The sequence below is a fragment of the Microcella sp. genome, assembly GCF_030645145.1.
In the GTDB taxonomy this organism is placed as follows: Bacteria; Actinomycetota; Actinomycetes; order Actinomycetales; family Microbacteriaceae; genus Microcella.
The window spans coordinates 1-22,476 of sequence record NZ_JAUSMI010000167.1 but is presented as its reverse complement, the minus strand read 5'-3'; the positions used below and the strand labels follow the sequence as shown (position 1 = coordinate 22,476).

Genomic DNA, 22,476 nt, shown 5'->3' with positions numbered 1-22,476 from the left:
AGAGGTCGAGAGCCGAAGATTCCCGGATGCCGCGATGAATACCGGTGATCCATCTTAACGAGTTAGGCCGGCGAGTATTCCGCAGTCATAATGGGGGACGGTCGGGAGGCTGGGCGCGGAAACACGCGTGCAACATCCCGTCCGTATCGTCACCGTGGACGAACTCGGGCTACCCGCCCGCGGGGCAGAGCGCCTCACCCGAAACGACCTGGAGGTTTCGTGGCTCACGCTGCTAGCAGACCACGCGCGCGAAAGGCCCCGCGATTCCTCGCCGGCCTCTTCGCCGCGGGATTGGCTGCACTCTCACTCTCGATGGCATCCCCCGCGATGGCCGATGAAGTCGGCCTCGACGAGTACGACTTCCGGATCTTCGGGATCGTCGAGCTCGCCGACGAGCCGCTCGAGGACGTCCGCCTCGTCATCACCGGCGGCGGGTTCGAGGTCGAGGTCGAGACGGATGCCGAAGGCCGCTGGGCGGTCGGCGTCCCGGAGAAGACGGATTACAACGTCACCCTCGACGAGGAGAGCCTGCCCGAGGGCATCGCCGTCATCGACGAGGAGGACGAGACCCCGAACGTCCGCGAGGTGACCGTCGGGCAGAGCGGCAGCACGGTCGCGAACTTCTTCATCGGGCAGGGCGAGCGCAACACCACGAGCTACATCGACCAGGTGCTCGACCGCATCTTCAACGGTCTGAACTTCGGCCTCCTGCTCGCGCTCGCGGCGATCGGTCTCTCGCTCATCTTCGGCACGACGGGGCTGAGCAACTTCGCGCACGCCGAGCTCATCACCTTCGGCGCCCTCATGACGCTGCTGTTCAGCGTCTTCCTCGACGTGCCGATCTGGCTCGCCATCCCGATCGCCCTCGTGCTGAGCGGCGCCTTCGGCTGGCTCAACGATGCCGCGCTGTGGAAGCCGCTCAGGCGCAAGGGCGTCGGCCTCGTCCCGATGATGATCGTGAGCATCGGCCTCTCGCTCGCCGTGCGGTACGTCTACCAGTACTTCATCGGCGGCGGCACGTCGCAGCTCCCGGGCGCGACCGACACCACCGGCTCCATCGGCCTCTTCGGCCTCACCTGGGTCGACGTCGCGAGCATGGCGCTCTCGGTCGTCGTGCTGCTGGGCGTCGCGTTCTTCCTGCTCCGCACGCGCATCGGCAAGGCGACCCGCGCGGTCTCCGACAATCCGGCCCTCGCGGCGGCGAGCGGCATCGACGTTGACCGCGTGATCCGGATCGTCTGGGTGCTGGCCTCGGTGCTCGCCGGCCTCTCCGGAATCCTCTGGGCCTACTTCCGACCGGGAGTGAGCTGGGACATGGGCTTCCAGATCCTGCTCCTGACCTTCGCGGCCGTCACCCTCGGAGGCCTCGGCACCGCGTTCGGCGCCCTCGTCGGCGCTCTCGTCGTCGGCATGTTCGTCGAGATCTCGACGCTGTGGATCCCGTCCGACATGAAGTACGTCGGCGCCCTCGTCATCCTCATCATCGTCCTGCTCATCCGGCCCCAGGGAATCCTCGGCCGCAAAGAGCGGATCGGCTAGGAGCGCATCATGATCGACTGGCTTCTTCTCTTCTCCAACGCCGCGCAGGAGATCATCTCTCCCACGACGGCCGCCTACGCGCTCGCCGCTCTCGGCCTCGCGATCCACTTCGGGTTCACCGGGCTGCTCAACTTCGGGCAGGCGGGCTTCATGGCGCTCGGCGCCTACGGCTACGCGATCGCGACGCTCACGTTCGGGTTCCCGGTCTGGGGTGCGATCCTCTTCGGAATCGCCGCCTCGATCGTCTTCGCCCTGATACTCGGCGTCCCGACGCTGCGACTGCGCGCCGACTACCTCGCGATCGTGACGATCGCGGCCGCCGAGATCCTGCGCCTGCTGTTCACGACGAACACGTTCGAGCCCGTCACGGGCTCGGCGAACGGCCTCCAGGGCTACAAGGGCGGCTTCGAGGATCTCAACCCCATCCCCGACGGTGTCTACGGCTTCGGCCCGTGGGTCTACAACGAGTACGACTGGTGGGTCCGCATCTTCGGCTGGGGTCTCGTCGCCCTCGCCGCCCTCATCACGTGGCGCCTCATGAAGAGCCCCTGGGGCCGAGTGATCAAGGGCATCCGCGAGGACGAGGATGCCGTGCGCGCCCTCGGCAAGAACGTCTACTTCTACAAGATGCAGTCGCTCATCATCGGCGGCGTCTTCGGCTCCCTCGCCGGCATGATCTTCATCCTGCCGCGCGCCGTGGTGCCGTCGAACTACCAGACCTCGCTGACGTTCTTCATCTACGCGATCCTGCTGCTCGGCGGCGCCGCGACGGTCCTCGGTCCCATCCTCGGCTCGGTCATCTTCTGGGTGCTGCTGTCGTTCTTCTCGGGCTTCATCGCCCGGGCCGTCGAGGCCGGCTGGCTGCCTTTCATGTCGAGCGTCCAGGCAGGTCAGCTTCGATTCATCCTGGTAGGAGTCGCGATCATGGTCATAGTCATCTATCGACCACAGGGCATCCTCGGCAACAAGAAGGAGCTGGCCTTTGTCAAGTAGCGCCGGCGCCAACGGCGCCCCCGTCAAGTCCACCGGCCTGCACGTCGGCGAGCCCGCTCCCGGCGTCAAGAAGGTCGATCCGATCATCGTCGCCGACCACATCAAGCGTCAGTTCGGCGGCCTCACGGCGGTCGACGTCGAGCACCTGGAGATCCCGCGCGGCGCCATCACGGCGCTCATCGGGCCCAACGGAGCCGGCAAGACGACGCTGTTCAACCTGCTCACCGGCTTCGACAAGCCCAACGAGGGCACGTGGACGTTCGACGGCCAGTCGATCTCGGGCGTCCCGGCCTTCCGAGTCGCGCGGCGAGGGCAGGTCCGCACCTTCCAGCTGACGAAGGCCCTCGGCCTCCTCACGGTGCTCGACAACATGAAGCTCGGGGCGAAGGGGCAGTCGGGAGAGAGCCTCCTCCGCGCCATCTTCCCGTGGTTCTGGCGCAAGGAGGAGGAGGCGATCGAGGCGCGCGCGCTCGACCTGCTCGCGCGGTTCAAGCTCGACGCCAAGAAGGACGACTACGCCGCGAGCCTCTCGGGCGGCCAGCGGAAGCTCCTCGAGATGGCGCGGGCGCTCATGAGCGAGCCGACGCTCGTCATGCTCGACGAGCCGATGGCCGGCGTGAACCCCGCGCTCACGCAGTCGCTGCTCGACCACATCCTCAACCTGAAGAAGGAGGGCATGACCGTGCTCTTCGTCGAGCACGACATGCACATGGTCCGGCACATCGCCGACTGGGTCGTCGTCATGGCGGAGGGTCGCGTCGTCGCCGAGGGAGACCCCCACGAGGTCATGGCGAACCCCGCCGTGATCGACGCCTACCTGGGCTCGCACCACGACCAGGACCTCGGCGACCCCGACACCGGCGTGGTGACCGCGATCAAGGAGCTGGCAGATGACGATGCCGACGAGTCCAAGCACTGAGGCCGGCGCGGCCGGTTCGCCGGCGGCGGAGACCCGCGACGTCGTCGTCCACGTCGACACCGTGACCGCCGGCTACCTGCCCGGCATCAACATCCTCAACGCGTGCTCGCTGACCGCCCACGCCGGCGAGCTCATCGGCATCATCGGCCCGAACGGCGCCGGCAAGTCGACGCTCCTGAAGGCGATCTTCGGCCTCGTGAAGGTGCGCGAGGGGAGGATCACCCTCTACGGCGAGGACATCACGAACCTCAAGGCGAACAAGCTCGTCGCCAAGGGGGTCGGATTCGTCCCGCAGACGAACAACGTCTTCCCGACGCTCACCATCCGCGAGAACCTCGAGATGGGCATGTTCCTCAAGCCCAAGGAGTTCGAGCACCGCCTCGACTTCGTCACGAGCATCTTCCCGGAGCTCGGCAAGCGGCTCCCGCAGCGCGCCGGATCGCTCTCGGGCGGCGAGCGCCAGATGGTGGCCATGAGCCGCGCGCTCATGATGAGCCCCGAGGTCATCCTGCTCGACGAGCCGAGCGCCGGGCTGTCGCCCGTGCGTCAGGACGAGGCGTTCATCCGCGTCCGCGAGATCAACAAGGCCGGCGTGACGACGATCATGGTCGAGCAGAACGCGCGCCGCTGCCTGCAGATCTGCGACCGCGGCTACGTGCTCGACCAGGGCACCGACGCCTACGAGGGCACGGGCCGCGACCTCCTCAACGACCCCAAGGTCATCGGGCTCTACCTGGGCACTCTCGGCCAGGAGTAGGCCTCCAGCACCTCAGAACGGCCCCCGTGCGCTCCGGCGCTCGGGGGCCGTTCTGCGTCTGCGCAGCGCGCGGTGAGGGGCGAGAGGCGAGCCCGCGATCGGCAGGGGCCGAGGGCACGGCGCGCCACGGGCATCCGGCGCACGGGAAAGGGCCCCGGCGCGAAGCCGGGGCCCTTCCTCACCGCACTAGCGAAAGCTAGTTGACGCGGCTGTAGGTGTTGTCGGCACCGTACTGGTAGATGCCGATGGTCGCCTCGGTCGGGTCGCCGTTCTCATCGAACGTGATCGGACCGGACGCACCGTCGAAGTCGACCGTGCCGCCGTCGAGGATGATCTGCGCGGCCGACGCGAAGTCGGTCGCCTTCTCGCCCTCGCCCGAACCACCGGAGACCTCCTGGAGGAACGACGCGATGTCGGCACCCTCGGTCGAGTTCGCCGCGAGAGCGGCGAGCGCGAGGAGGATGACGGTGTCGTACGACTCCGCTGCGTAGGAGAAGTCGGTCAGCGCGGAGTCGACCTCGAGCAGGCGCTCGCGGAAGTCGTCCTCGATGGCCGGGCCGGGGAGGGTGCCCTTGGCGCCCTCGATGAGGCCCGCCTCGAAGTCGGCGCTGTAGTCGGCGAGGTTTCCATCGACGAAGTACAGGTTCTCACCCGGGTAGCCCGCGCCCACGAGGGCGGGGACGACGACCTTGGCCTGGTCGAACGTGATGACCGCGATCGCGTCGGGAGCGGCGGCCGTCAGCGCGGAGATCTGAGCATCGAAGCTCGTGTCGCCCTCGTTGAACAGCTGCTCCTCGACGACCTCGCCGCCGGCGGCCTCGAACGACTCGGTCAGCGCGGCCGCGAGGCCGGTGCCGTAGGCGTCGTTGAGGACGAGGAGGCCGAGGGTCGACTTCCCGTCACCGGCGATGACGTTGCCGAGGACCTCGCCCTGAAGCAGGTCGGAGGGGGCGGTGCGCCAGTAGAGCCCGTCGTCCTCGTAGGTCGTGAAGTCGGGCGAGGTGTTCGCCGGCGAGAAGTGCACGACGCCGGCGCCCGTGATCTGGTCGATGACCGTGAACGAGACGCCCGACGAGGCGGCGCCGACGATCGCCGAGACGTCCTGCGAGAGGAGGTCGGTGACCGAGACGGTCGCGGTGTCGGTCGTGGTGTCGCCGGAGTCGCGGTGGATGACCTCGACCTGGATGCCGAGATCAGCCTCGTTGATCTCCTGCGCGGCGAGGTCGACGCCCGCGATCTCGGGCGGGCCGAGGAAGGCGAGAGCGCCGGACTGGGGAAGGATGGTGCCGATCGTGAGAGTGAGGTCCTCGCGGGGACCCTCCGACTCCGCGGGCTCCTCTGCGGCGGGGGCTGCGCAGCCGCTCAGGATGAGCGCGCTGGCGCCGAGCAGCGAGAGGCCGCCCAGCGTCGCCGAGAAGGACCGCGAGCGGCCGGCCGAGGCCGTGGTGAATACGCCCATGTTGCTCCTTGCGTAGTTCGAATGTGTTCAGGATGACGACAGCGCGCATGCGCCTTCGCCCGTCCTGCCACGGTAGGTGACTCAGCGGGCGCGCACAATACATTGGGGTTACAGCCCTGTAACGCCCCGAAACGAATTCACGGTGGATGCTCGACGGCGGTTTTCGCAGACGGCGCGCTTTCCGACGACGGATTCCGCAGGTCCGGCGAACCCGAGCGCGGCTCAGTCGCCGAGCACGCCGTCGCGCTCGGGCGAGCCCGTGGCCGAGTACCGGAAGAGCGCGAGCCGGGCATCCGCCACATCGCCCGCCTCATCGATCGTCAGGAGGCCGCTGAGTCCGTCGTAATCGGGCTCGCGATCCTGCGCGATGACGTCGAGGCACGCGCCGAAGCTCGTGCACGGCACGCCGTCGGCCGAGGCCGCGCGCAGGGAGCCGGCGATCGACGGGCCTCCGTCGTCGCCCGCGAGCTCGGCGGCGAGCGCCGCGAGCATGACGGCGTCGTACACCTCGGCGGCGAGGGCGAAGGCGGGGATGCCCGGATCGGACTGGCGGAGGATCGTGCGGAAGCGGTCGCTGACGTCGGCGCCCGCGCGAACGCCGTACGCGCCCTCGAGCGCCCCGGGGGCGACGATCTCGGCGTAGTCGACGAGGCTGTCGCCGAGCAGCCAGAGCCCGTCGGCGTCGAGCCCCGCGTCGACGAAGGCCTCGAGAGCGGCCCCGGTCACGGGTGCGAGGTCGGCGCTCGTCGCGGCGATCACGGCCTCGACGGGCAGCGGAGCCTCCTCCTCGCCGTCGCCCGGCCCGGGCTCGAGGAGCTCGCGCGCGAGAGCCGACACCCGGGTCGCCGCCGAGAGCGGCGCGGGCACGATGACGTCGACGTCGGCGCCCTCGAGCGCCGCGATGAGGGCATCGGCGAGCGCCGCCCCCTCGTCGCCCTCGGCGATGAGCAGGGCGATCGACTCGACGCCGTCGGCGGCGAGGGCGCGGCCGACCGCGGCGATCTGAGCGGTCAGGGGCGGCGCGATGCGGAACACGACGTCGGCGGGGTCGGCCGCGCCGACCGCGGCCGACCCGGAGGAGGGAACGAGCATGGTCACGCCCGCCTCGGCGGCGAGAGGCGCGAGGCGCAGGACGAGACCCGGGTCGGAGGGGCCGACGACGACGTCGACGCCGCGCGCGACGAGGTCGGCGAACGACTCCTCGGCCGTCGTCGTGGCGGGGTCGCCGACGTCGCGGTGGACGACCTCGACGGGGGCGCCGAGCACACCGCCCGCGGCGGCGAGGTCGCGCGCGGCGATCTCGACGGCGGCGACCTGGACGGGTCCGCGGGAGGCGGACGGCCCGGTGAGAGGGGCGAGCGTCCCGATGCGGAGCACACCGTCACCGGTCGCCGCGATCGGCGTGGGGGCGGCGGTCGTGGGCTCGGCCGTCGGAGTGGCCACGGGCTCCATCGCCGTGCAGCCGGAGAGCGCCACGAGAGCGAGGGCGGTGGCGAGGGCGGTCGCGGCAGCGGTTCGCATGGGGGTCCTTCCGAGGTGCAGTGCTCGGCGGCACCCTACCCGGCCGCGACCTCCGGCAGGCGCAGTGCTCCGGTGCGCCGCCGGTGGCGCACGGCATCGACCGTGAGCACCCCGAGCGCGAGCCAGACGAGCGCGAAGCCGAGCCAGCGCTCGGGCGGCATGGGCTCGCCCATGACGGCGACGCCGAAGGCGAACTGCAGCAGGGGCGCGAGGTACTGGATGAACCCCATGACCGTGAGCGGCAGGCGACGGGCTGCGGCGGCGAAGAGCAGGAGCGGCACGGCGGTGACCACCCCTGCGAGCCCGAGGAGGGCGGCGTGGCCGAGGCCCTCGCGCCCCATCGTGAGCGTGCCGGCGCTCGCGAGCACGGCGAGCACGACGACGGCGATCGGCGTGAGCCACGCGGTCTCGAGCGTGAGTCCGGCGACGGCGCCGACGCGCGGCCCCATCCGGTTCTTGAGCAGGCCGTACACGCCGAACGAGAAGGCGAGCACGAGCGCGATCCACGGCGGCTGCCCGTAGCCGATCGCGAGAACGAGCACCGCGACGACGCTGATGCCGACGGCGACCCACTGCCAGGGCCGCAGCCGCTCGCGCAGCACGAGCACTCCGAGCGCGACCGTCACGATCGGGTTGATGAAGTACCCGAGGGCGGCCTCGACGATGAAGCCCGTGGTCGAGGCGTAGACGTAGACCGTCCAGTTGACGGCGATGAGGATGCCGGCCGCGAGGCTCAGCACCATGATCCGCCGGTCGCGCAGCATGACGGCGAAGGGCCGGAACGCCCTCGTCACCGCGAGGAGCGCGACGCAGAAGACGAGCGAGAGCACGACGCGCCAGGCGACGATCTCGACCGCTCCGCTCGGGGTCAGGAGCAGGAAGTAGGCGGGAAGGAACCCCCACAGCCCGTAGGCCCCGATCGCGAGCAGCAGGCCGCTGCGAGAGGCGCGGGAGTCGGGCACCGGGTCAGTGTACGCCCGCGCGGCGACCCGTTCGGACGCGAACGGCCCCCGCCCGCCGGAGCGGGAGGGGGCCGGAGCGCAGCGCCGCGACTAGCGGACGATGACCGCGAGGATGTCGCGAGCCGAGAGCACCAGGTACTCCTGGCCGTCGTACTTGACCTCGGTGCCGCCGTACTTCGAGTAGATGACCTTGTCGCCGACGGCGACGTCGAGCGGGACGCGGTTCCCGTTGTCGTCGATGCGGCCGGGGCCGACCGCCACGACCTCGCCCTCCTGGGGCTTCTCCTTGGCGGTGTCGGGGATCACGAGACCGGAGGCGGTGGTCTGCTCCGCCTCGACCTGCTTGATGACGATGCGATCTTCGAGCGGCTTGATGGAGACCGACACGGTTGACCTCTTCTTTCCTAAGACGTTGAGGGGATTGGCACACTCGCCCTGCGAGTGCCAAGGACAACTGTACCGAAGCGGTTAGCACTCATGCAATCCGAGTGCCAGCGCGCGGCGCCGGAGCCCGTGGGAGGATCGGACGATGGACGCGGGCGAGGTTCGGGAGCTGCTGACGGCGGAGGCGCTCGACCTGCTCGCGAGCCTCCCGCCGAGCGGCTCGACGACCGATGCCGTCGCGCTCGTGGCGGGCCTCCGCCGCGCCGGGCATCCGCCCGCTCGCGTCGCCGCCGTCCTCACCCAGTACCGACTGCGCAGGAGGGCCGTCGCGAAGTTCGGCCCGTTCGCCGAGCGGATGCTCTTCACCGAGCCGGGGCTCGAGCAGGCCTCCCGGCTCGCGGTCGCGGCGCAGCACGCCGGCCGGTACGTCGCGGCGGGCCTGACGCGCGTCGCCGACCTCGGCTGCGGGATCGGCGGCGACGCCATGGCGCTCGCGGCCCTCGACCTCGAGGTGCTCGCGGTCGAGCGCGACGAGCCGACCGCGGCGATCGCGGCCTACAACCTCGCTCCGTGGGAGCGCGCGACCGTCGAGCTCGGCGACGCCGAGGCCGTCGACCTCGACCGCGTCGACGCCGTGTGGCTCGACCCCGCGCGGCGCACCGGCGCGCGACGGCTGTCGTCGCCCGACGACTGGTCGCCCTCGCTCGATGCCGCCCTCGCGATCGCGCGGCGGCGCCCCGGCGGCATCAAGCTCGCGCCCGGCATGGATCGCGCGCTCATCCCCGCCGACGTCGAGGCCCAGTGGGTGAGCGACGGCGGCGAGGTCGTCGAGGTCGTGCTGTGGAGCGGCGCGCTCGCGCGGCCGGGCACCCGGCGGGCGGCGCTCGTGCTGGGCCCGCGGGGGGCCGCGGAGCTCGTGGCGGCCGACGATGCGCCCGACGTCGAGGCGGGCCCCCTCGGGGAGTACGTGTACGAGCCCGATGGAGCGGTCATCCGTGCCCGTCTCATCGGCGACCTCGCCCGAGCGCTCGAGGGGCGGATGCTCGACCCCACGATCGCGTGGGTCACGGCCGATCGGCTCGCGCCGACGCCGTTCGCGCGGGCTTTCCGCGTGCTCGAGCGGTGGCCGCTCGACGCGAAGCGGATCGCGAAGGCGCTGCGCGAGCGCGGCATCGGCACGATCGAGATCAAGAAGCGCGGCGTCGACATCGACCCGGCCGTCTTCCGGAAGCAGCTCAAGCCGCAGGGGCCGAACGCGGCGACGCTCGTGCTCACGCGGGCCGCGGACGAGCGCGTCGCGCTGCTCGTCGAGCGCGTCGACTGACCGCGCCCGCTCGGCTTCGGCCCGTCGGGAGCGCGGCGCTAGCCGCCGATCGCAGTGAACGACGCGAAGAGCCCGACCGCGAGGAGCGGGACGAGCAGCGACGCGAGCAGGATGATGCCCCAGACCACGGAGATGCCGAGCCCGACGTAGCCGCAGGCGAGGCCGGCGATCGCCATCGAGCGGCCGGCCGGCTCGCGTCGGAGGCCCAGGTGGCTGAGGATCACGCCGACGAGCGCGAACACGAGGCCGACCGCGGCGAAGGACGCGAGGAGCCCGACGACGCCGAAGACGAGGCCGAGCACGCTGAGCGACTGCGTGCTCGCGGGCGCGGCGGGGTGCGGGGCGACCGCGGGGAACTCGGCGGTCGACCCGGGCTGGTCGTCGGCGGGCGCGGACATGCGGCTCCTCAGGGCTGGGGGTGCCTCCAGCGTACGCACGACGGCCCGCCGGCGCGGGGCGCGGGCGGGCCGTCGGGCGACGCGGATCAGTACGTCGAGTAGCTCGTGAAGCCGGCGGTCGCGATGAGGCCGACCCACAGCAGGACGAGCAGGAGCCCGCCCAGGATGCCGATGTAGCCGACGACGAGGCCCGCGATCGCGAGACCGCGGCCGCTCTCGCCCGTCTTCTTGATCTGGTTGAGGGCGATGTGCCCGCAGACGACGCCCGGGATGGAGATCCAGAGGATCGACAGGACGAGCGACACGATCGCGAGGACGTTGGTCTTCTGCGCCGGAGCCGCCGCGTACGGCGTCGACGAGGCGTAGGGGTTCTGGCTCGCGTAGGGGTTCGGCTGCGCGGGCTGGGCCGGCTGCGAGGGGTAGTCGGGCGAGGGGGGCGGCGGGGCGTCGGTCATCGAGGTCTCCTGGTGGGGTGGTGAGGCGACGGTGCTGGCCGCCGGGCGCGGATCGCGCGCAACCGCCACTGTGCCAGGGGGCTGAGAAGGTGTCAACGAACGACGCGCGGCCTCAGGCCTGCACGACCGTCACGGGCAGGGTCGAGTCGGCGCCGATGCCGAGGTCGGAGGGGCCGTGACCGGCCATGATGCGCTGGGCGGCGATCGCGGCGATCATGGCTCCGTTGTCGGTGCAGAGCGACAGCGGCGGGATGCGCAGGCTCACGCCCGCCGCCTCGGCGCGCTCGGCCGCGAGGGTGCGGACGCGCGCGTTGGCGACCACTCCCCCGCCGAGCAGCAGCCGCGGCACGCCGAGGTCGACGCACGCCGCGATCGCCTTCGCGGTGAGCACGTCGGCGACGGCCTCGCGGAAGCTCGCCGCGACATCCGCCACCGGGACGGGCTCGCCCGCGTCGCGGAGCTTCTCGACGTGGCGGGCGACCGCGGTCTTGAGGCCCGAGAACGAGAAGTCGTAGCGGTGCGCGACGAGATCCTTCGGGAGGGTGAGGCCGCGGGGGAAGCGCACCGCGGTCGGGTCGCCGTCGGCGGCGGCGCGGTCGATCTGCGGCCCGCCCGGATAGGGCAGGCCGAGCAGTCGGGCGACCTTGTCGAAGGCCTCGCCCGCGGCGTCGTCGATCGTCTCGCCGAGCAGCTCGACGTCATCGGTGAGGCTGCGCACGAGGAGGAGGCTCGTATGACCGCCCGAGACGAGGAGCGCGATCGTGGGCAGCTCGAGCTCGCCGCGGTCGACGGCACCGGGATCGTGGAGGATGTCGGCGCCGACGTGGCCGACGAGGTGGTTGACGGCGTAGAAGGGCGTGTCGAGCGCGAGGGCGAGCGCCTTCGCGGCGCCGACGCCGACCATGAGCGCACCGCTCAGGCCGGGGCCGCTCGTCACCGCGACGGCGTCGAGGTCGGCGAGCGCGATGCCCGCCTGCTCGACGGCCGCGCGCATCGTCGACTCGAGCGCCTCGAGGTGGGCGCGCGCCGCGATCTCGGGCACGACGCCGCCGAAGCGCGCGTGCTCGTCCATCGAGCTCGCGATGACGTTCGCGAGCAGCTCGGTGCCGCGCACGATGCCGACGCCGGTCTCGTCGCAGCTCGTCTCGATGCCGAGGACCAGGGGCCCGCTCACGCCGCCCCCTCCCATCGCATGACGATCGCGTCGACGTCGTCGGGCTGGTAGTAGTGCGGCCGCACGCCGACGCGTGCGAAGCCGTGCCGGCGGTAGAGCTCCTCGGCGCCGGGGTTATCGGCGCGCACCTCGAGAAAGACCTCGCTCGCCCCGCGCGCCCGCGCCGCGCCGAGCAGCTCGCGCATGAGCACCGTGCCGATGCCGAGCCGGCGGTGGGTCGGGTCGACCGCGATCGTCTGGATGTCGCCCTGCCCCGCCCCGGCCGGCGCGCTCAGCCCGGCGTACGCGACGATCTCGTCGCCCGACTCGACGACGACGTACACGGTGTGGGGGCTCGCGAGCTCGGCGGCCATGAGGTCGCGGCTCCACGCGTCGCCGGGGAAGGTCGCGATCTCGAGCGCCATGATCGCATCGAGATCGGCGAGCTCGGCGTCGCGCACGCGGATGGCGGGGGCTGCGGCCATCAGCTCACCCGCTTCGGCGTCGAGAGGGTCACGTCGGGCGCGCGCAGGTAGAGCGGCTGCGGCTCGGGGAACGCGGCCCCGGCCGCGAGCCGGGCGAGCGCCGCGTGCGCGAGCGCGGCGGCGGGGATCTCCTGCACCTCGAACGGCGTGACGCACTCGGCAGGCGCGTACGCGGCGCGTGCGACGAGGTGCGCGGGCTCGAGCTCGGCCGGGAGAGGGAGCTGCGCCGCGAAGACGGTGACGGCGACCTCGCGGCGGCGGGCATCCGTGATCACGGCGAAGCGGCCGGCGGCGACGCCTCCCTCGACGAGGCTCAATGCGACCGCCTCGTGGCTCGGGACGGCCAGGAGCGGGATGCCGCGCGCGATCGCGACCGCGCGGGCCGCGGCGATGCCGACCCGCAGGCCCGTGAAGGGGCCGGGGCCGATGCCGGCGACGACGCGGGTGAGGCGCGCGCCGTCCATCTCGGCGGCGGCGAGCGCCTCGGCAAGGAAGGGGCCGATGACCTCGGCGTGACGGCGGGTGTCGGCGCTCGACCGCTCGGCGATCACCCGGCCGTCGTCGGCGACGATCGCGACCGACGTGCCCGCGGAGGTGTCAATCGCGAGCAGCATGGACCCAGCCTAGGTCGGCCCAGCGCTCGCCCGTTCCCTCGACCGTGACCGCGCGGGGCTCGACGGGGGCGTCGTCGGGGTCGGCCTCCGCCGCGTCGTCGGGCGCGGATGCTCCGGCCCCCGTCGGGCGCTCGATCGTGATCGACAGCCACTCGTCGACGATGTGCTCGATGAGGCCCGCACCCCACTCGACGACGACGATCGAACCCGCGAAGTCGATGTCGAGGTCGTCGAGCTCCGCCGCGTCGGAGAGCCGGTACGCGTCGACGTGCACGAGCGGAGCACCGCTCTCGCGCGGATGGGTGCGGGCGAGCACGAACGTCGGGCTCGTGACGGTGCCGCGCACGCCGAGCGCCGCGCCGAGCCCGCGCGTGAAGGTCGTCTTGCCGGCGCCGAGCTCGCCCGTGAGCACCACGACGTCGCCCGCGCGGAGCTCGGCCGCGAGGCGCGCGCCGAAGCGCTCCATGGCCTCGGGGTCGGCGATGACGAGGCGCTGCCCTCCGCTCACGCGTGGGCCCTCACGGTCGTGCGCGTGACGCGGCGGCCGAGGCGCGTGACGATCTCGTAGCCGATCGTCCCGGCGGCGTCGGCCCAGTCGTCGGCGGTCGGCGCGCCCGTCGCGGGGTCGCCGAAGAGCACCCCCCGATCCCCCACGGCGACGCGCCGGTCGCCGACGTCGACGACGAGCTGGTCCATCGCGATCCGCCCGGCGACGGGGAAGGTCTCGGCGCCGATGAGGACGCGCGCGCCGAGGGCGTGCCGTGGGACCCCGTCGGCGTAGCCGAGCGGCACGAGCGCGAGCGTCGAGGCCCCCTCGGTGCGGTGCAGGTAGCCGTACGAGACGCCGCTGCCGGCGGGCACGCGCTTGACGCTCACGACGGGCGCGCTGAGCTCCATCGCCGGTCGCAGCCCGATCGCGCGGTGCTGCGGGCTGGGCGCGACGCCGTACACCGCGATCCCGGCGCGCACCATGTCGAGCCGCGTCTCCGGCAGATCGATCGCGGCCGCCGAGGCGGCGAGATGACGGATGCCCGGCTCGAGCCCGACCGCGTCGACCGCGTCGAGGAACCGCTCGAAGGCCGCGAGCTGCGCGCGGTCGTCCTGCGGGCTCGTGTTCGAGAGGTGGCTGAAGACGCCCTCGAGGCGCACGTCACCCGCGCCGACGAGGTCGGCGAGCCGCGCGAGCAGCGCGCCCCATTCCGGCTCGACGACGCCGTTCCGCGAGAGGCCGGTGTCGACCTTGACATGCACGACGGGGCGGTGGCCGGCCGAGGCGGCCCGCTCGAGCTCGGCGAGCGAGCTCACGCCGAGCGCGATGCCGGCCTCCGTCGCGACAGCGAGGTCGGCCGCGGGGTCGTGGAGCCACGCGAGCACGGGGGCGTCGATGCCGGCGCGCCTCAGCTCGAGCGCCTCGGTCACGTCGGCGACGCCGAGGTGATCGGCGCCCGCCTCGAGGGCCGCACGGGCGGCGGTGACGGCGCCGTGGCCGTAGCCGTCGGCCTTCACGACCGCCATCAGGTGCCGGCTGGGGGCCAGTCTGCGGAGGAGCTCGACGTTGTGGGCGATCGCGTCGATCGCGATGCGGGCCTCGCGGAAGGGACGGGTGCTCACGCCGACTCCGCCACGACGAAGGCCGTCGCGATGCCGCCGTCGTGCGACATCGACACGTGGATGCGGCCGATGCCGCGCCGCGCGGCGATCTCGGCCGCCCGCCCGGCGAGGGCGAAATCGGGATTGCCGTCGGCATCCGTCGTCACCGCCATCTCGACCCAGCGGATGCCGTCGGTCTCGCCGAGGGCCTTCATGAGGGCCTCCTTCGCGGCGAAGCGACCCGCGAGGGAGCGCAGCGGGAGGGCGCGCTCGCCCTCGGCGAAGAGGCGCTCGAGAAGGCCGGGCGTGCGACTCAGCGCCCGCTCGAAGCGCGCGAGGTCGACGACGTCGACGCCGATGCCCACGATCACGACCGCACCGCGCAGCCCCGGCTACTCGACCGTGACCGACTTGGCGAGGTTGCGGGGCTGGTCGACGTCGAGACCCTTCGCGGCCGCGAGCTCCATGCCGAAGATGTGCAGGGGCACGACGGCGAGGAGGGGCTCGAAGAACGGCGAGGCGAGCGGGATGCGGATGACCTCGTCGGCGTGCGGGAGCACCGCGGCGTCGCCCTGCTCGGCGATCGCGATGACGCGGGCGCCGCGCGCGCGGATCTCCTGGATGTTCGAGACGACCTTCGCGTGCAGCGAGTTGGGGTCGCGCGGGCTCGGCACGATCACGAACACGATCTGGCCGGGCTCGATGAGGGCGATCGGGCCGTGCTTGAGCTCGCCCGCGGCGAAGCCCTCGGCGTGGATGTACGCGAGCTCCTTGAGCTTGAGCGCGCCCTCGAGCGCGACCGGGTAGCCCACGTGGCGGCCGAGGAAGAGGACGGACTGCGTGTCGGCCATCCACTTCGCCATCTCGCGGATGCGCTCGCCCGACGCGAGGACGGACGCGAGCTTGTCCGGAACGGCCTGCAGCTCGCGCACGAGGCCGCGAGCGCGGGCGTCGTCGAGCGTGCCGCGGACCTGACCGAGCTGGATGCCGAAGAGGTACATCGCCGTGATCTGCGCGACGAAGGCCTTCGTCGAGGCGACGGCGACCTCGGGACCGGCGTGCGTGTAGACGACCGCGTCGGACTCGCGCGGGATCGTGGCGCCCTGGGTGTTGCAGATCGAGAGGGTGCGGGCACCCTGCTCACGGGCGTACTTGACGGCCATGAGGGTGTCCATCGTCTCGCCCGACTGGCTGATCGACACGACGAGAGCGCGCTCGCTCAGCACCGGCTCGCGGTAGCGGAACTCGTGGGCGAGCTCGACGTCGACGGGGACGCGCGCCCACTGCTCGATCGCGTACTTGCCGACCATGCCCGCGTAGGCAGCCGTGCCGCACGCGATCACCACGACGCGGTCGATGTCGCGGAGGGTGTCGGCGTCGAGGCCCTCGAGCTCCGGGATGCGCACGAGGCCGTCCTCGATCCGGCCGATGATCGTCTTCGCGACCGCCTCGGGCTCCTCGCTGATCTCCTTCGCCATGAAGCTCGACCAGCCGCCCTTGTCGGCGGCGGAGGCGTCCCAGTCGACCTCGAAGGTCTTCGTCTCGACGGGCGCGCCGTGGAAGTCGACGACCTCCACGCTGTCGGGCCGGATGGTGACGAGCTGGTCCTGGCCGATCTCCATCGCGTGCTTCGTGTAGGCGACGAACGCGGCGACATCGGAACCGAGGAAGTTCTCGCCCTCGCCGAGGCCGATCACGAGCGGGGAGTTTCGGCGAGCGCCGACGACGACGCCCGGCTGGTCGGCGTGGACGGCGAGGAGCGTGAACGCGCCCTCCAGGCGGTTGACGACCTGCAGCATCGCCGTCGTCAGGTCGCCGGTCGCGCGGTAGGCGTCGCCGACGAGCAGTGCGGCGACCTCGGAGTCGGTCTGCGAGCTGAACTCGTGACCGCTCGCCAGGAGCTCGTCCTTGAGCTCGCCGAAGTTCTCGATGATCCCGTTGTGGATGAGCGCGAGCCTGCCGCGGTCGCCGAGGTGCGGGTGCGCGTTCTCGTCGGTGGGCCCGCCGTGCGTCGCCCAGCGCGTGTGGCCGATGCCCGTGGCGCCGTCGGCCAGAGGCGTCGCACCGAGGTCGTCGGTGAGCACGGCGAGCTTGCCGGCGTGCTTCCGGGTGTCGAGGTGCCCGTCCGCGTCGATGACCGCGACGCCCGCCGAGTCGTACCCTCGGTACTCCAGCCGCTTGAGCCCGCCGATCAGAACGTCGACGCTCCCCCGGGATCCGACATAACCCACGATTCCGCACATGAGTTCGAGTCTATTGCCCGGCGGGAGGCAGGGCGGTCGGGCACTACTGTGGAGCAGATGTCCGAGGCGAGCGCAGCGCGCGACAACTCCCCCTTCGTCGAGCTCGATCGACGCCGGTGGGCCGCGCTCGCCCCTGCCACGCCGCAGCCCCTGAGCGAGACCGAGCTCGTCCAGCTGCGCGGGCTCGGCGATCAGCTCGACCTCCAGGAGGTCGCCGAGGTCTACGTGCCGCTCAGCCGGCTCATCTCGCTCTACGCCGTCGGCGCGCGCCGACTGCACGACTCGACCCGCGAGTTCCTCGGCGCCCCCGGCTCGAGCACGCCCTTCGTCATCGGGGTCGCGGGCTCGGTCGCGGTCGGCAAGTCGACGATCGCGCGCCTGCTGCGCGAGCTGCTCTCCCGCTGGCCCGACACGCCCCGGGTCGAGCTCGTCACGACGGACGGATTCCTCCTGCCCACCGCGGAGCTCGGGCGCCGAGGCATCCTGCACCGCAAGGGGTTCCCCGAGTCCTACGACCGGCGGGCCCTCCTGCGGTTCGTCTCGCGCATCAAGGCCGGCGCCGACGAGGTGCGCGCTCCCGTCTACTCGCACCTGAGCTACGACATCGTCCCCGACGCCGAGATCATCGTGCGCCGCCCGGACATCCTCATCGTCGAGGGGCTCAACGTGCTGCAGCCGCCCGGGCCGGGCGCCGCGCTCGCGGTGAGCGACCTGTTCGACTTCACGATCTACGTGGATGCCCGGACGAGCGACATCGCGCAGTGGTACGAGGATCGCTTCCTCGCCCTCCAGCGCGGCGCCTTCGCCGATCCGCGCAGCTACTTCCACCGCTACGCGGCGCTGTCGCACGAGCAGGCGGTCGCGAAGGCGCGCGAGATCTGGCGCGAGATCAACGAGCCGAATCTCGTGACGAACATCCTGCCGACGCGAGCGCGCGCATCGCTCGTCCTCCGCAAGGAGAGCGATCACGCCGTATCGACGGTGCTCCTCCGCAAGATCTGACGGCGGAGCCGCGCGCGCGGCCGGGGGCTCAGACCGCGAGATGCTCGCGCACGACCTCGGCGAGGCGGCCGGCCATCGCCTGAGCGGTCTCCTCCGTCGCGGCCTCGACCATGACGCGCACCATCTGCTCGGTGCCGCTCGCCCGCAGCAGCACCCGGCCGGTGTCGCCGAGCTCGGCCTCGACCTCGGCGACGGCGGCCGCGATGCCCGCGTGGCCCGCCAGCGCGGTGCGGTCGACGCCGCGCACGTTGATGAGCACCTGCGGGAAGACCGTCATGACGCTCGCGAGCTCCGCGAGGCTCTTACCCGTGCGCGCCATCTCGGCGGCGAGCTGGATGCCCGTGAGGATGCCGTCGCCCGTCGTCGCGTGGCGGCTGAAGATGATGTGGCCCGACTGCTCGCCGCCGAGGCTGAGCTTGTGCTCGGCGAGAGCCTCGAGGACGTAGCGGTCGCCGACGCCGGTCTCGATGATGCGGATGCCCCGCTCGGCCATCGCGCGCTTGAGGCCGAGGTTGCTCATGACCGTGACGACGAGCGTGTCGTCGACGAGCAGCCCGCGCCCGTGCTCGGCGACAGCGAGGATCGCCATGATCATGTCGCCGTCGACGACCTGGCCACGGGCATCCACCGCGAGGCAGCGGTCGGCGTCGCCGTCGTGGGCGATGCCGAGGTCGGCGCCCGTCTCGATGACCGTCCGCTGCAGCAGCTCGAGGTGGGTCGAGCCGACGCCGTCGTTGATGTTGAGGCCGTCGGGGTCGGAGCCGATGACCGTGACCTTCGCGCCCGCGTCGGCGAAGACCTGCGGCGAGATGCCGGCCGCGGCGCCGTGCGCGCAGTCGATCACGACGTGCAGGCCGTCCAGGCGCGTGTCGAGGGTGCCGAGCAGGTGCAGGACGTAGCGGTCCTCCGCGTCGGCGAACCGGCGGATGCGCCCCACGCCGCCGCCCGTCGGAGCGAGCTTCTCGCCCGCCATCGCGGCCTCGATGCGGTCCTCCACCTCGTCGGGCAGCTTGACGCCGCCGAACGAGAAGAACTTGATGCCGTTGTCGGGGGCGGCGTTGTGCGAGGCGGAGATCATGACGCCGAAGTCGGCGCGGATGTCGCTCACGAGGTACGCCGCTGCCGGCGTCGGGATGACGCCCGCGTCGAGCACGTCGATGCCCGACGACGCGAGACCCGCCGCGACCGCGGCGGTCAGGAACTCGCCGGAGACGCGCGGATCGCGCGCGACGACCGCGCGCGGTCGCTTGCCCTGCGCGCGGAGCTCGTCGGCGTGACGGCCCTGCGTGAGGACGAGAGCGGCGGCCTGGGCGAGGCCGAGGGCCAGGTCAGCGGTGAGATCACCGTTGGCCAGCCCTCGGACCCCGTCCGTGCCGAAGAGTCGACCCATGTCGATCGGCGAGTGGTGCGCAGCCGGAGCGCGTTAGCGCTTCGAGTACTGGGGCGCCTTGCGGGCCTTCTTGAGACCGGCCTTCTTGCGCTCGATGACGCGCGCGTCACGAGTGAGGAAGCCCGCCTTCTTGAGCGTCGCGCGGTTGTTCTCGCGGTCGATCTCGTTGAGCGCACGAGCGATCGCGAGGCGCAGCGCGCCCGCCTGGCCCGAGGGGCCGCCGCCGGTGATGCGCGCGGTGACGTCGTACGCGCCGCCGAGCTGCAGGATCGTCAGCGGGTCGTTGATCAGCTGCTGGTGCAGCTTGTTCGGGAAGTAGTCCTCGAGGGTGCGGCCGTTCACCTTGTAGGTGCCGGCGCCGGGGACGAGACGCACGCGGGCGATGGCCTGCTTGCGGCGGCCCACGGCTGCGCCGGAGACGGAGAGGACGGCGCGGGGCGCGGCCTCGGCCGGCGCCGCGGTGGACTCGGTCGTGTAGCTCTCGGGAGCTGCGTCGTTGGTGATGTCGTTCGCCACGGTATCGATCCTTGAAGTCGTCAGGCGGTCGCTACTGGGCGACCTGGTCGAGGGTGAAGGTCTTGGGCTGCTGGGCCGCGTGCGGGTGCTCGGCACCGCGGTAGACCTTGAGCTTCTTGAGCTGGGCGCGGCCGAGGCTGTTCTTCGGCAGCATGCCGCGGATCGCCTTCTCGACGGCGCGCTCGGGGTTCTTCTCGAGCAGCTCGGAGTACGTGGTGGCCGTGAGGCCGCCCGGGTAGCCGGAGTGGCGGTAGGCCTTCTTCTGCGCGAGCTTCGACCCCGTGAGCGCGACCTTGTCGGCGTTCACGATGATGACGAAGTCGCCCATGTCCATGTGCTGGGCGAAGGTGGGCTTGTGCTTGCCGCGGAGGAGGGCGGCGGCGTGGCTGGCAAGGCGACCCAGGACGACATCGGTTGCGTCGATGATGACCCAGTCGCGCTTGACGTCAGCGGGCGTGGGGCTGAACGTGCGCGTCACAGTACGTGCTTTCTTGTCGAGGTGTTCGTGAATCCCGCTCCGGTGGGTGGTTTCGTGCGGATCGCACGGGAACGTCCCGGTGGAGGGCTCAACTGGATGACCGTCGGCGACGGACACCAAGGGGCAAGCCTAGATCACCGAGGTTCTGCGGTCAATTCGCGCTTCGCCCGCGTCTGCTCGGCGCGCGCGGCGAGCGCCGCGTCGTCGGGGTAGCCGACCTCCACGAGCGTCAGGCCCTTCGCTCCCACGACGGGGAAGTCGTTCGTCCGGGCTGCGCCGTCGCGGATCGCGACCAGTCGCTCGGCATCGACCCTGCCGAGCCCGACCGCCACGGCGGCGCCCACGAGCGCGCGCACCATCGAGTGGCAGAAGGCGTCGGCGCGCACGGCCGCGACGAGCACTCCGTCGGGGTCCCGGGTCCACGAGTAGTCGAGCAGCGTGCGGATCGTCGTCGCGCCCTCGCGCGGTCGGCAGAAGGCGGCGAAGTCGTGGAGTCCGACGAGAGCGCGAGCCGCGGCATCCATCGCCTCGCCGTCGAGCGACGACGGCAGCCACAGCGTGTGCCCGCGGCGTCGGGGGTCGCGCTCGGCGGTCGCGTCGGCGAGCCGGTACTCGTAGCGGCGCCAGACGGGCGAGAAGCGCGCGTCGAACCCGGGAGGGGCGATCGAGGCGCGGTGGACGACGAGATCGCCCTCGGCTCCCGCGATGCCGTTCAGGCGGCGGACGAGCGAGGCCTCGGCGGTGTCGTCGTCGCGAGTCGATGATCGACGACCGCGGTCGAGCGCCGCCCACTGCTCGCGCGAGACGTCGAAGTGCGCGACCTGACCGGTCGCGTGCACGCCGGCGTCGGTGCGGCCCGCGACGGTGAGGGTCGGGGCGGGCTGATCGGGAACGGCGCGACCCAGGATCGTCGCGAGCGCGGCCTCGAGCTCGCCCTGCACGGTGCGGAGGCCCGGCTGCCGGCTCCAGCCGGAGAACGCCGCGCCGTCGTACGCGAGGTCGAGGCGCAGGCGCACGACGGGCTCGGGGGTCACGAGCGAGAAGTCTACGGCGCGTCCGTTTTGACGGCGCGGGGTCGACGGGCGACCCTGGAGGGGCCATGAGCTCCTCGACGATCGCGTCGAGCGCGCGCGACAGGCTTCCCGGGCTCGACGGGGTGCGGGCCCTCGCGATCGTGCTCGTCCTCGCCTATCACCTGCTCCCGGGCCTCGCGCCGGGCGGGTTCGTCGGCGTCGACGTCTTCCTCGTCCTGAGCGGCTACCTCATCACCGCTCTCCTGCTCGCCGAGCACGAGAGATCCGGCCGCATCGCGCTCGGCCGCTTCTGGCGCCGCCGCGCGCGTCGGCTCCTGCCGGCCCTCGCGCTCGTCGTCGGCGCCTCGGTCACCGCCGCGGCGCTCATCGGAGGCGACGTGCTCGTCGGGATCGGCTGGCAGCTCGTCGGCGCCGCGACCTTCTCGAGCAACTGGCTCGCCATCGCGCAGGGGGCGAGCTACCTCGAGCAGACGAGCCCCGAGCTGCTGCGCCACGCCTGGTCGCTCGCCGTCGAGGAGCAGTTCTACCTCCTCTGGCCCCTCGCCCTCCTCGCGCTCCTGCTCGTGCCGCGACGCGCACCGCGCGCTCTCGTCGTCGCCGGGCTCGCGGTCGCCTCCGGGGTGGCCATGGCGGTCGTCGCGGGCGACCCGGCGGTGGATCCGGCCGCGGCGTCGACGGCGTACTACTCGACGCTCACGCACGGCTCGGGTCTGCTCGCGGGGGCGGCGGTCGCGATCGCGCGGTCGCCGCTGTCGGGCGCGCGCGCTCGCGCGACGCGCATCCCGGCCGCCGTGGCCGATGCGGCGGCCGCCGTCGCCGTCGTCGGGATCGTCCTGGCGTCGAGCGCGCTCGCGATCGACGACGCTCTCGCCTACCGCGGCGGCATCGCGCTCGTCGTGGTGCTCACGGTCGTGCTGCTCGTCGCCGCGGACCACCCCGAGGGGCGGGCTGCGGCGACGCTCGACGCGCCGCTGCCGCGCTGGATCGGCGAGCGCTCCTACGGCCTCTACCTCTGGCACTGGCCCCTCATCGTGCTGCTGGGCGCCGCGCTCCCGGCGGTCGAGCGCACGGGGGTCGGCGGGTGGATGCTCGGCGCCGTCGCCCTCGCCGCGAGCGTCGGCCTCGCCGCGGCCTCCTATCGCTGGCTCGAGCAGCCCGTTCGCCGCAGCGGACTCGCCCTCCTCCGGCACCGAGAGCGCCGCGTCGGGCGCCTCGCCCTCGCGGCCGCGCTCGTCGGAGCGATCGCGGTCGGCGCGGGTG

24 protein-coding genes are annotated in these 22,476 nt (G+C 72.1%); 7 read left to right on the top strand and 17 right to left on the bottom strand.

Going from position 1 to position 22,476, the window contains the following annotated elements; all coding sequences use genetic code 11:
- Positions 1–327: 327 nt before the first annotated feature.
- Genes Q7T15_RS11680 through Q7T15_RS11665 form a run of 4 tightly spaced genes read left to right on the top strand, consistent with a single transcriptional unit; the run spans position 328 to position 4,208 of the window.
- Complete coding sequence (locus tag Q7T15_RS11680) at positions 328–1,539, top strand: branched-chain amino acid ABC transporter permease (RefSeq protein WP_304696436.1); 1,212 nt, start codon at positions 328–330, stop codon at positions 1,537–1,539.
- A gap of 12 nt (positions 1,540–1,551) precedes the next feature.
- Positions 1,552–2,532 carry a branched-chain amino acid ABC transporter permease gene (locus Q7T15_RS11675; protein ID WP_304696453.1) on the top strand — a complete coding sequence of 327 codons (981 nt, stop codon included), beginning with the start codon at positions 1,552–1,554 and terminating at the stop codon, positions 2,530–2,532.
- Positions 2,522–3,451, top strand: coding sequence for an ABC transporter ATP-binding protein (locus Q7T15_RS11670; RefSeq protein WP_304696435.1), 930 nt, complete (start codon positions 2,522–2,524; stop codon positions 3,449–3,451). Before Q7T15_RS11675 ends, Q7T15_RS11670 begins: the two co-directional genes overlap by 11 nt.
- Positions 3,429–4,208 carry an ABC transporter ATP-binding protein gene (locus Q7T15_RS11665; RefSeq protein ID WP_304696452.1) on the top strand — a complete coding sequence of 260 codons (780 nt, stop codon included), beginning with the start codon at positions 3,429–3,431 and terminating at the stop codon, positions 4,206–4,208. Before Q7T15_RS11670 ends, Q7T15_RS11665 begins: the two co-directional genes overlap by 23 nt.
- 196 nt (positions 4,209–4,404) lie before the next feature.
- Here the strand turns inward: Q7T15_RS11665 and Q7T15_RS11660 are convergent, their stop codons facing one another.
- The 4 genes from Q7T15_RS11660 to groES all read right to left on the bottom strand — a co-directional run bounded on the left by Q7T15_RS11660 (position 4,405) and on the right by groES (position 8,537).
- The gene (locus tag Q7T15_RS11660; RefSeq protein ID WP_304696434.1) at positions 4,405–5,667 is read right to left on the bottom strand and encodes an ABC transporter substrate-binding protein; all 1,263 of its coding nucleotides are present in this window, start codon (positions 5,665–5,667) and stop codon (positions 4,405–4,407) included.
- A gap of 222 nt (positions 5,668–5,889) precedes the next feature.
- Positions 5,890–7,188, bottom strand: a complete 1,299-nt coding sequence (locus Q7T15_RS11655) for an ABC transporter substrate-binding protein (protein WP_304696433.1) — start codon at positions 7,186–7,188, stop codon at positions 5,890–5,892.
- Between the two features lie 35 nt (positions 7,189–7,223).
- Positions 7,224–8,150: an EamA family transporter RarD gene (gene rarD, locus Q7T15_RS11650; RefSeq protein ID WP_304696432.1), complete on the bottom strand. Its 927-nt coding sequence runs from the start codon at positions 8,148–8,150 to the stop codon at positions 7,224–7,226.
- Positions 8,151–8,240: 90 nt separating this feature from the next.
- The gene (gene groES / locus Q7T15_RS11645) at positions 8,241–8,537 is read right to left on the bottom strand and encodes a co-chaperone GroES (RefSeq protein ID WP_055857134.1); all 297 of its coding nucleotides are present in this window, start codon (positions 8,535–8,537) and stop codon (positions 8,241–8,243) included.
- Positions 8,538–8,679: 142 nt separating this feature from the next.
- Between groES and Q7T15_RS11640 the strand changes: the two genes are divergently transcribed.
- Complete coding sequence (locus Q7T15_RS11640; RefSeq protein WP_304696431.1) at positions 8,680–9,858, top strand: class I SAM-dependent methyltransferase; 1,179 nt, start codon at positions 8,680–8,682, stop codon at positions 9,856–9,858.
- A gap of 38 nt (positions 9,859–9,896) precedes the next feature.
- Here the strand turns inward: Q7T15_RS11640 and Q7T15_RS11635 are convergent, their stop codons facing one another.
- The 9 genes from Q7T15_RS11635 to glmS all read right to left on the bottom strand — a co-directional run bounded on the left by Q7T15_RS11635 (position 9,897) and on the right by glmS (position 16,796).
- Positions 9,897–10,256, bottom strand: a complete 360-nt coding sequence (locus Q7T15_RS11635; protein WP_304696430.1) for a hypothetical protein — start codon at positions 10,254–10,256, stop codon at positions 9,897–9,899.
- Positions 10,257–10,342: 86 nt separating this feature from the next.
- Complete coding sequence (locus Q7T15_RS11630; protein WP_304696429.1) at positions 10,343–10,711, bottom strand: DUF4190 domain-containing protein; 369 nt, start codon at positions 10,709–10,711, stop codon at positions 10,343–10,345.
- Positions 10,712–10,823: 112 nt separating this feature from the next.
- Entirely contained in the window at positions 10,824–11,885 is a 1,062-nt protein-coding gene (gene tsaD / locus Q7T15_RS11625) for a tRNA (adenosine(37)-N6)-threonylcarbamoyltransferase complex transferase subunit TsaD (RefSeq protein ID WP_304696428.1), read from the bottom strand.
- On the bottom strand, positions 11,882–12,349 hold the full coding sequence (gene rimI, locus Q7T15_RS11620) for a ribosomal protein S18-alanine N-acetyltransferase (protein WP_304696427.1): 468 nt from the start codon (positions 12,347–12,349) through the stop codon (positions 11,882–11,884). Before rimI ends, tsaD begins: the two co-directional genes overlap by 4 nt.
- Complete coding sequence (gene tsaB / locus Q7T15_RS11615) at positions 12,349–12,963, bottom strand: tRNA (adenosine(37)-N6)-threonylcarbamoyltransferase complex dimerization subunit type 1 TsaB (RefSeq protein ID WP_304696426.1); 615 nt, start codon at positions 12,961–12,963, stop codon at positions 12,349–12,351. The genes rimI and tsaB overlap by 1 nt, the downstream gene beginning before the upstream one ends.
- Complete coding sequence (gene tsaE / locus Q7T15_RS11610; RefSeq protein WP_370689150.1) at positions 12,947–13,471, bottom strand: tRNA (adenosine(37)-N6)-threonylcarbamoyltransferase complex ATPase subunit type 1 TsaE; 525 nt, start codon at positions 13,469–13,471, stop codon at positions 12,947–12,949. The genes tsaB and tsaE overlap by 17 nt, the downstream gene beginning before the upstream one ends.
- Positions 13,468–14,574, bottom strand: a complete 1,107-nt coding sequence (gene alr / locus Q7T15_RS11605) for an alanine racemase (protein WP_304696425.1) — start codon at positions 14,572–14,574, stop codon at positions 13,468–13,470. The genes tsaE and alr overlap by 4 nt, the downstream gene beginning before the upstream one ends.
- Positions 14,571–14,924, bottom strand: coding sequence for a holo-ACP synthase (locus Q7T15_RS11600; RefSeq protein WP_304696424.1), 354 nt, complete (start codon positions 14,922–14,924; stop codon positions 14,571–14,573). Before Q7T15_RS11600 ends, alr begins: the two co-directional genes overlap by 4 nt.
- 21 nt (positions 14,925–14,945) lie before the next feature.
- Positions 14,946–16,796 (bottom strand): glutamine--fructose-6-phosphate transaminase (isomerizing), encoded by a 1,851-nt coding sequence (gene glmS / locus Q7T15_RS11595; protein ID WP_304696423.1) that lies wholly within the window; start codon positions 16,794–16,796, stop codon positions 14,946–14,948.
- A gap of 57 nt (positions 16,797–16,853) precedes the next feature.
- Between glmS and coaA the strand changes: the two genes are divergently transcribed.
- Entirely contained in the window at positions 16,854–17,798 is a 945-nt protein-coding gene (gene coaA, locus Q7T15_RS11590) for a type I pantothenate kinase (RefSeq protein WP_304696422.1), read from the top strand.
- Between the two features lie 28 nt (positions 17,799–17,826).
- Here the strand turns inward: coaA and glmM are convergent, their stop codons facing one another.
- The 4 genes from glmM to Q7T15_RS11570 form a co-directional block, all read right to left on the bottom strand.
- Positions 17,827–19,188 carry a phosphoglucosamine mutase gene (glmM, locus tag Q7T15_RS11585; RefSeq protein ID WP_304696421.1) on the bottom strand — a complete coding sequence of 454 codons (1,362 nt, stop codon included), beginning with the start codon at positions 19,186–19,188 and terminating at the stop codon, positions 17,827–17,829.
- 33 nt (positions 19,189–19,221) lie between these two features.
- Positions 19,222–19,692, bottom strand: coding sequence for a 30S ribosomal protein S9 (rpsI, locus tag Q7T15_RS11580; protein WP_370689153.1), 471 nt, complete (start codon positions 19,690–19,692; stop codon positions 19,222–19,224).
- A 43-nt stretch (positions 19,693–19,735) separates the two neighbouring features.
- Positions 19,736–20,182, bottom strand: a complete 447-nt coding sequence (gene rplM, locus Q7T15_RS11575) for a 50S ribosomal protein L13 (protein ID WP_304696420.1) — start codon at positions 20,180–20,182, stop codon at positions 19,736–19,738.
- A gap of 134 nt (positions 20,183–20,316) precedes the next feature.
- Entirely contained in the window at positions 20,317–21,216 is a 900-nt protein-coding gene (locus Q7T15_RS11570) for a tRNA pseudouridine(38-40) synthase TruA (protein WP_304696419.1), read from the bottom strand.
- A gap of 65 nt (positions 21,217–21,281) precedes the next feature.
- Between Q7T15_RS11570 and Q7T15_RS11565 the strand changes: the two genes are divergently transcribed.
- A partial coding sequence (locus tag Q7T15_RS11565) for an acyltransferase (RefSeq protein WP_304696418.1) occupies positions 21,282–22,476 on the top strand: 1,195 nt, incomplete at its 3' end.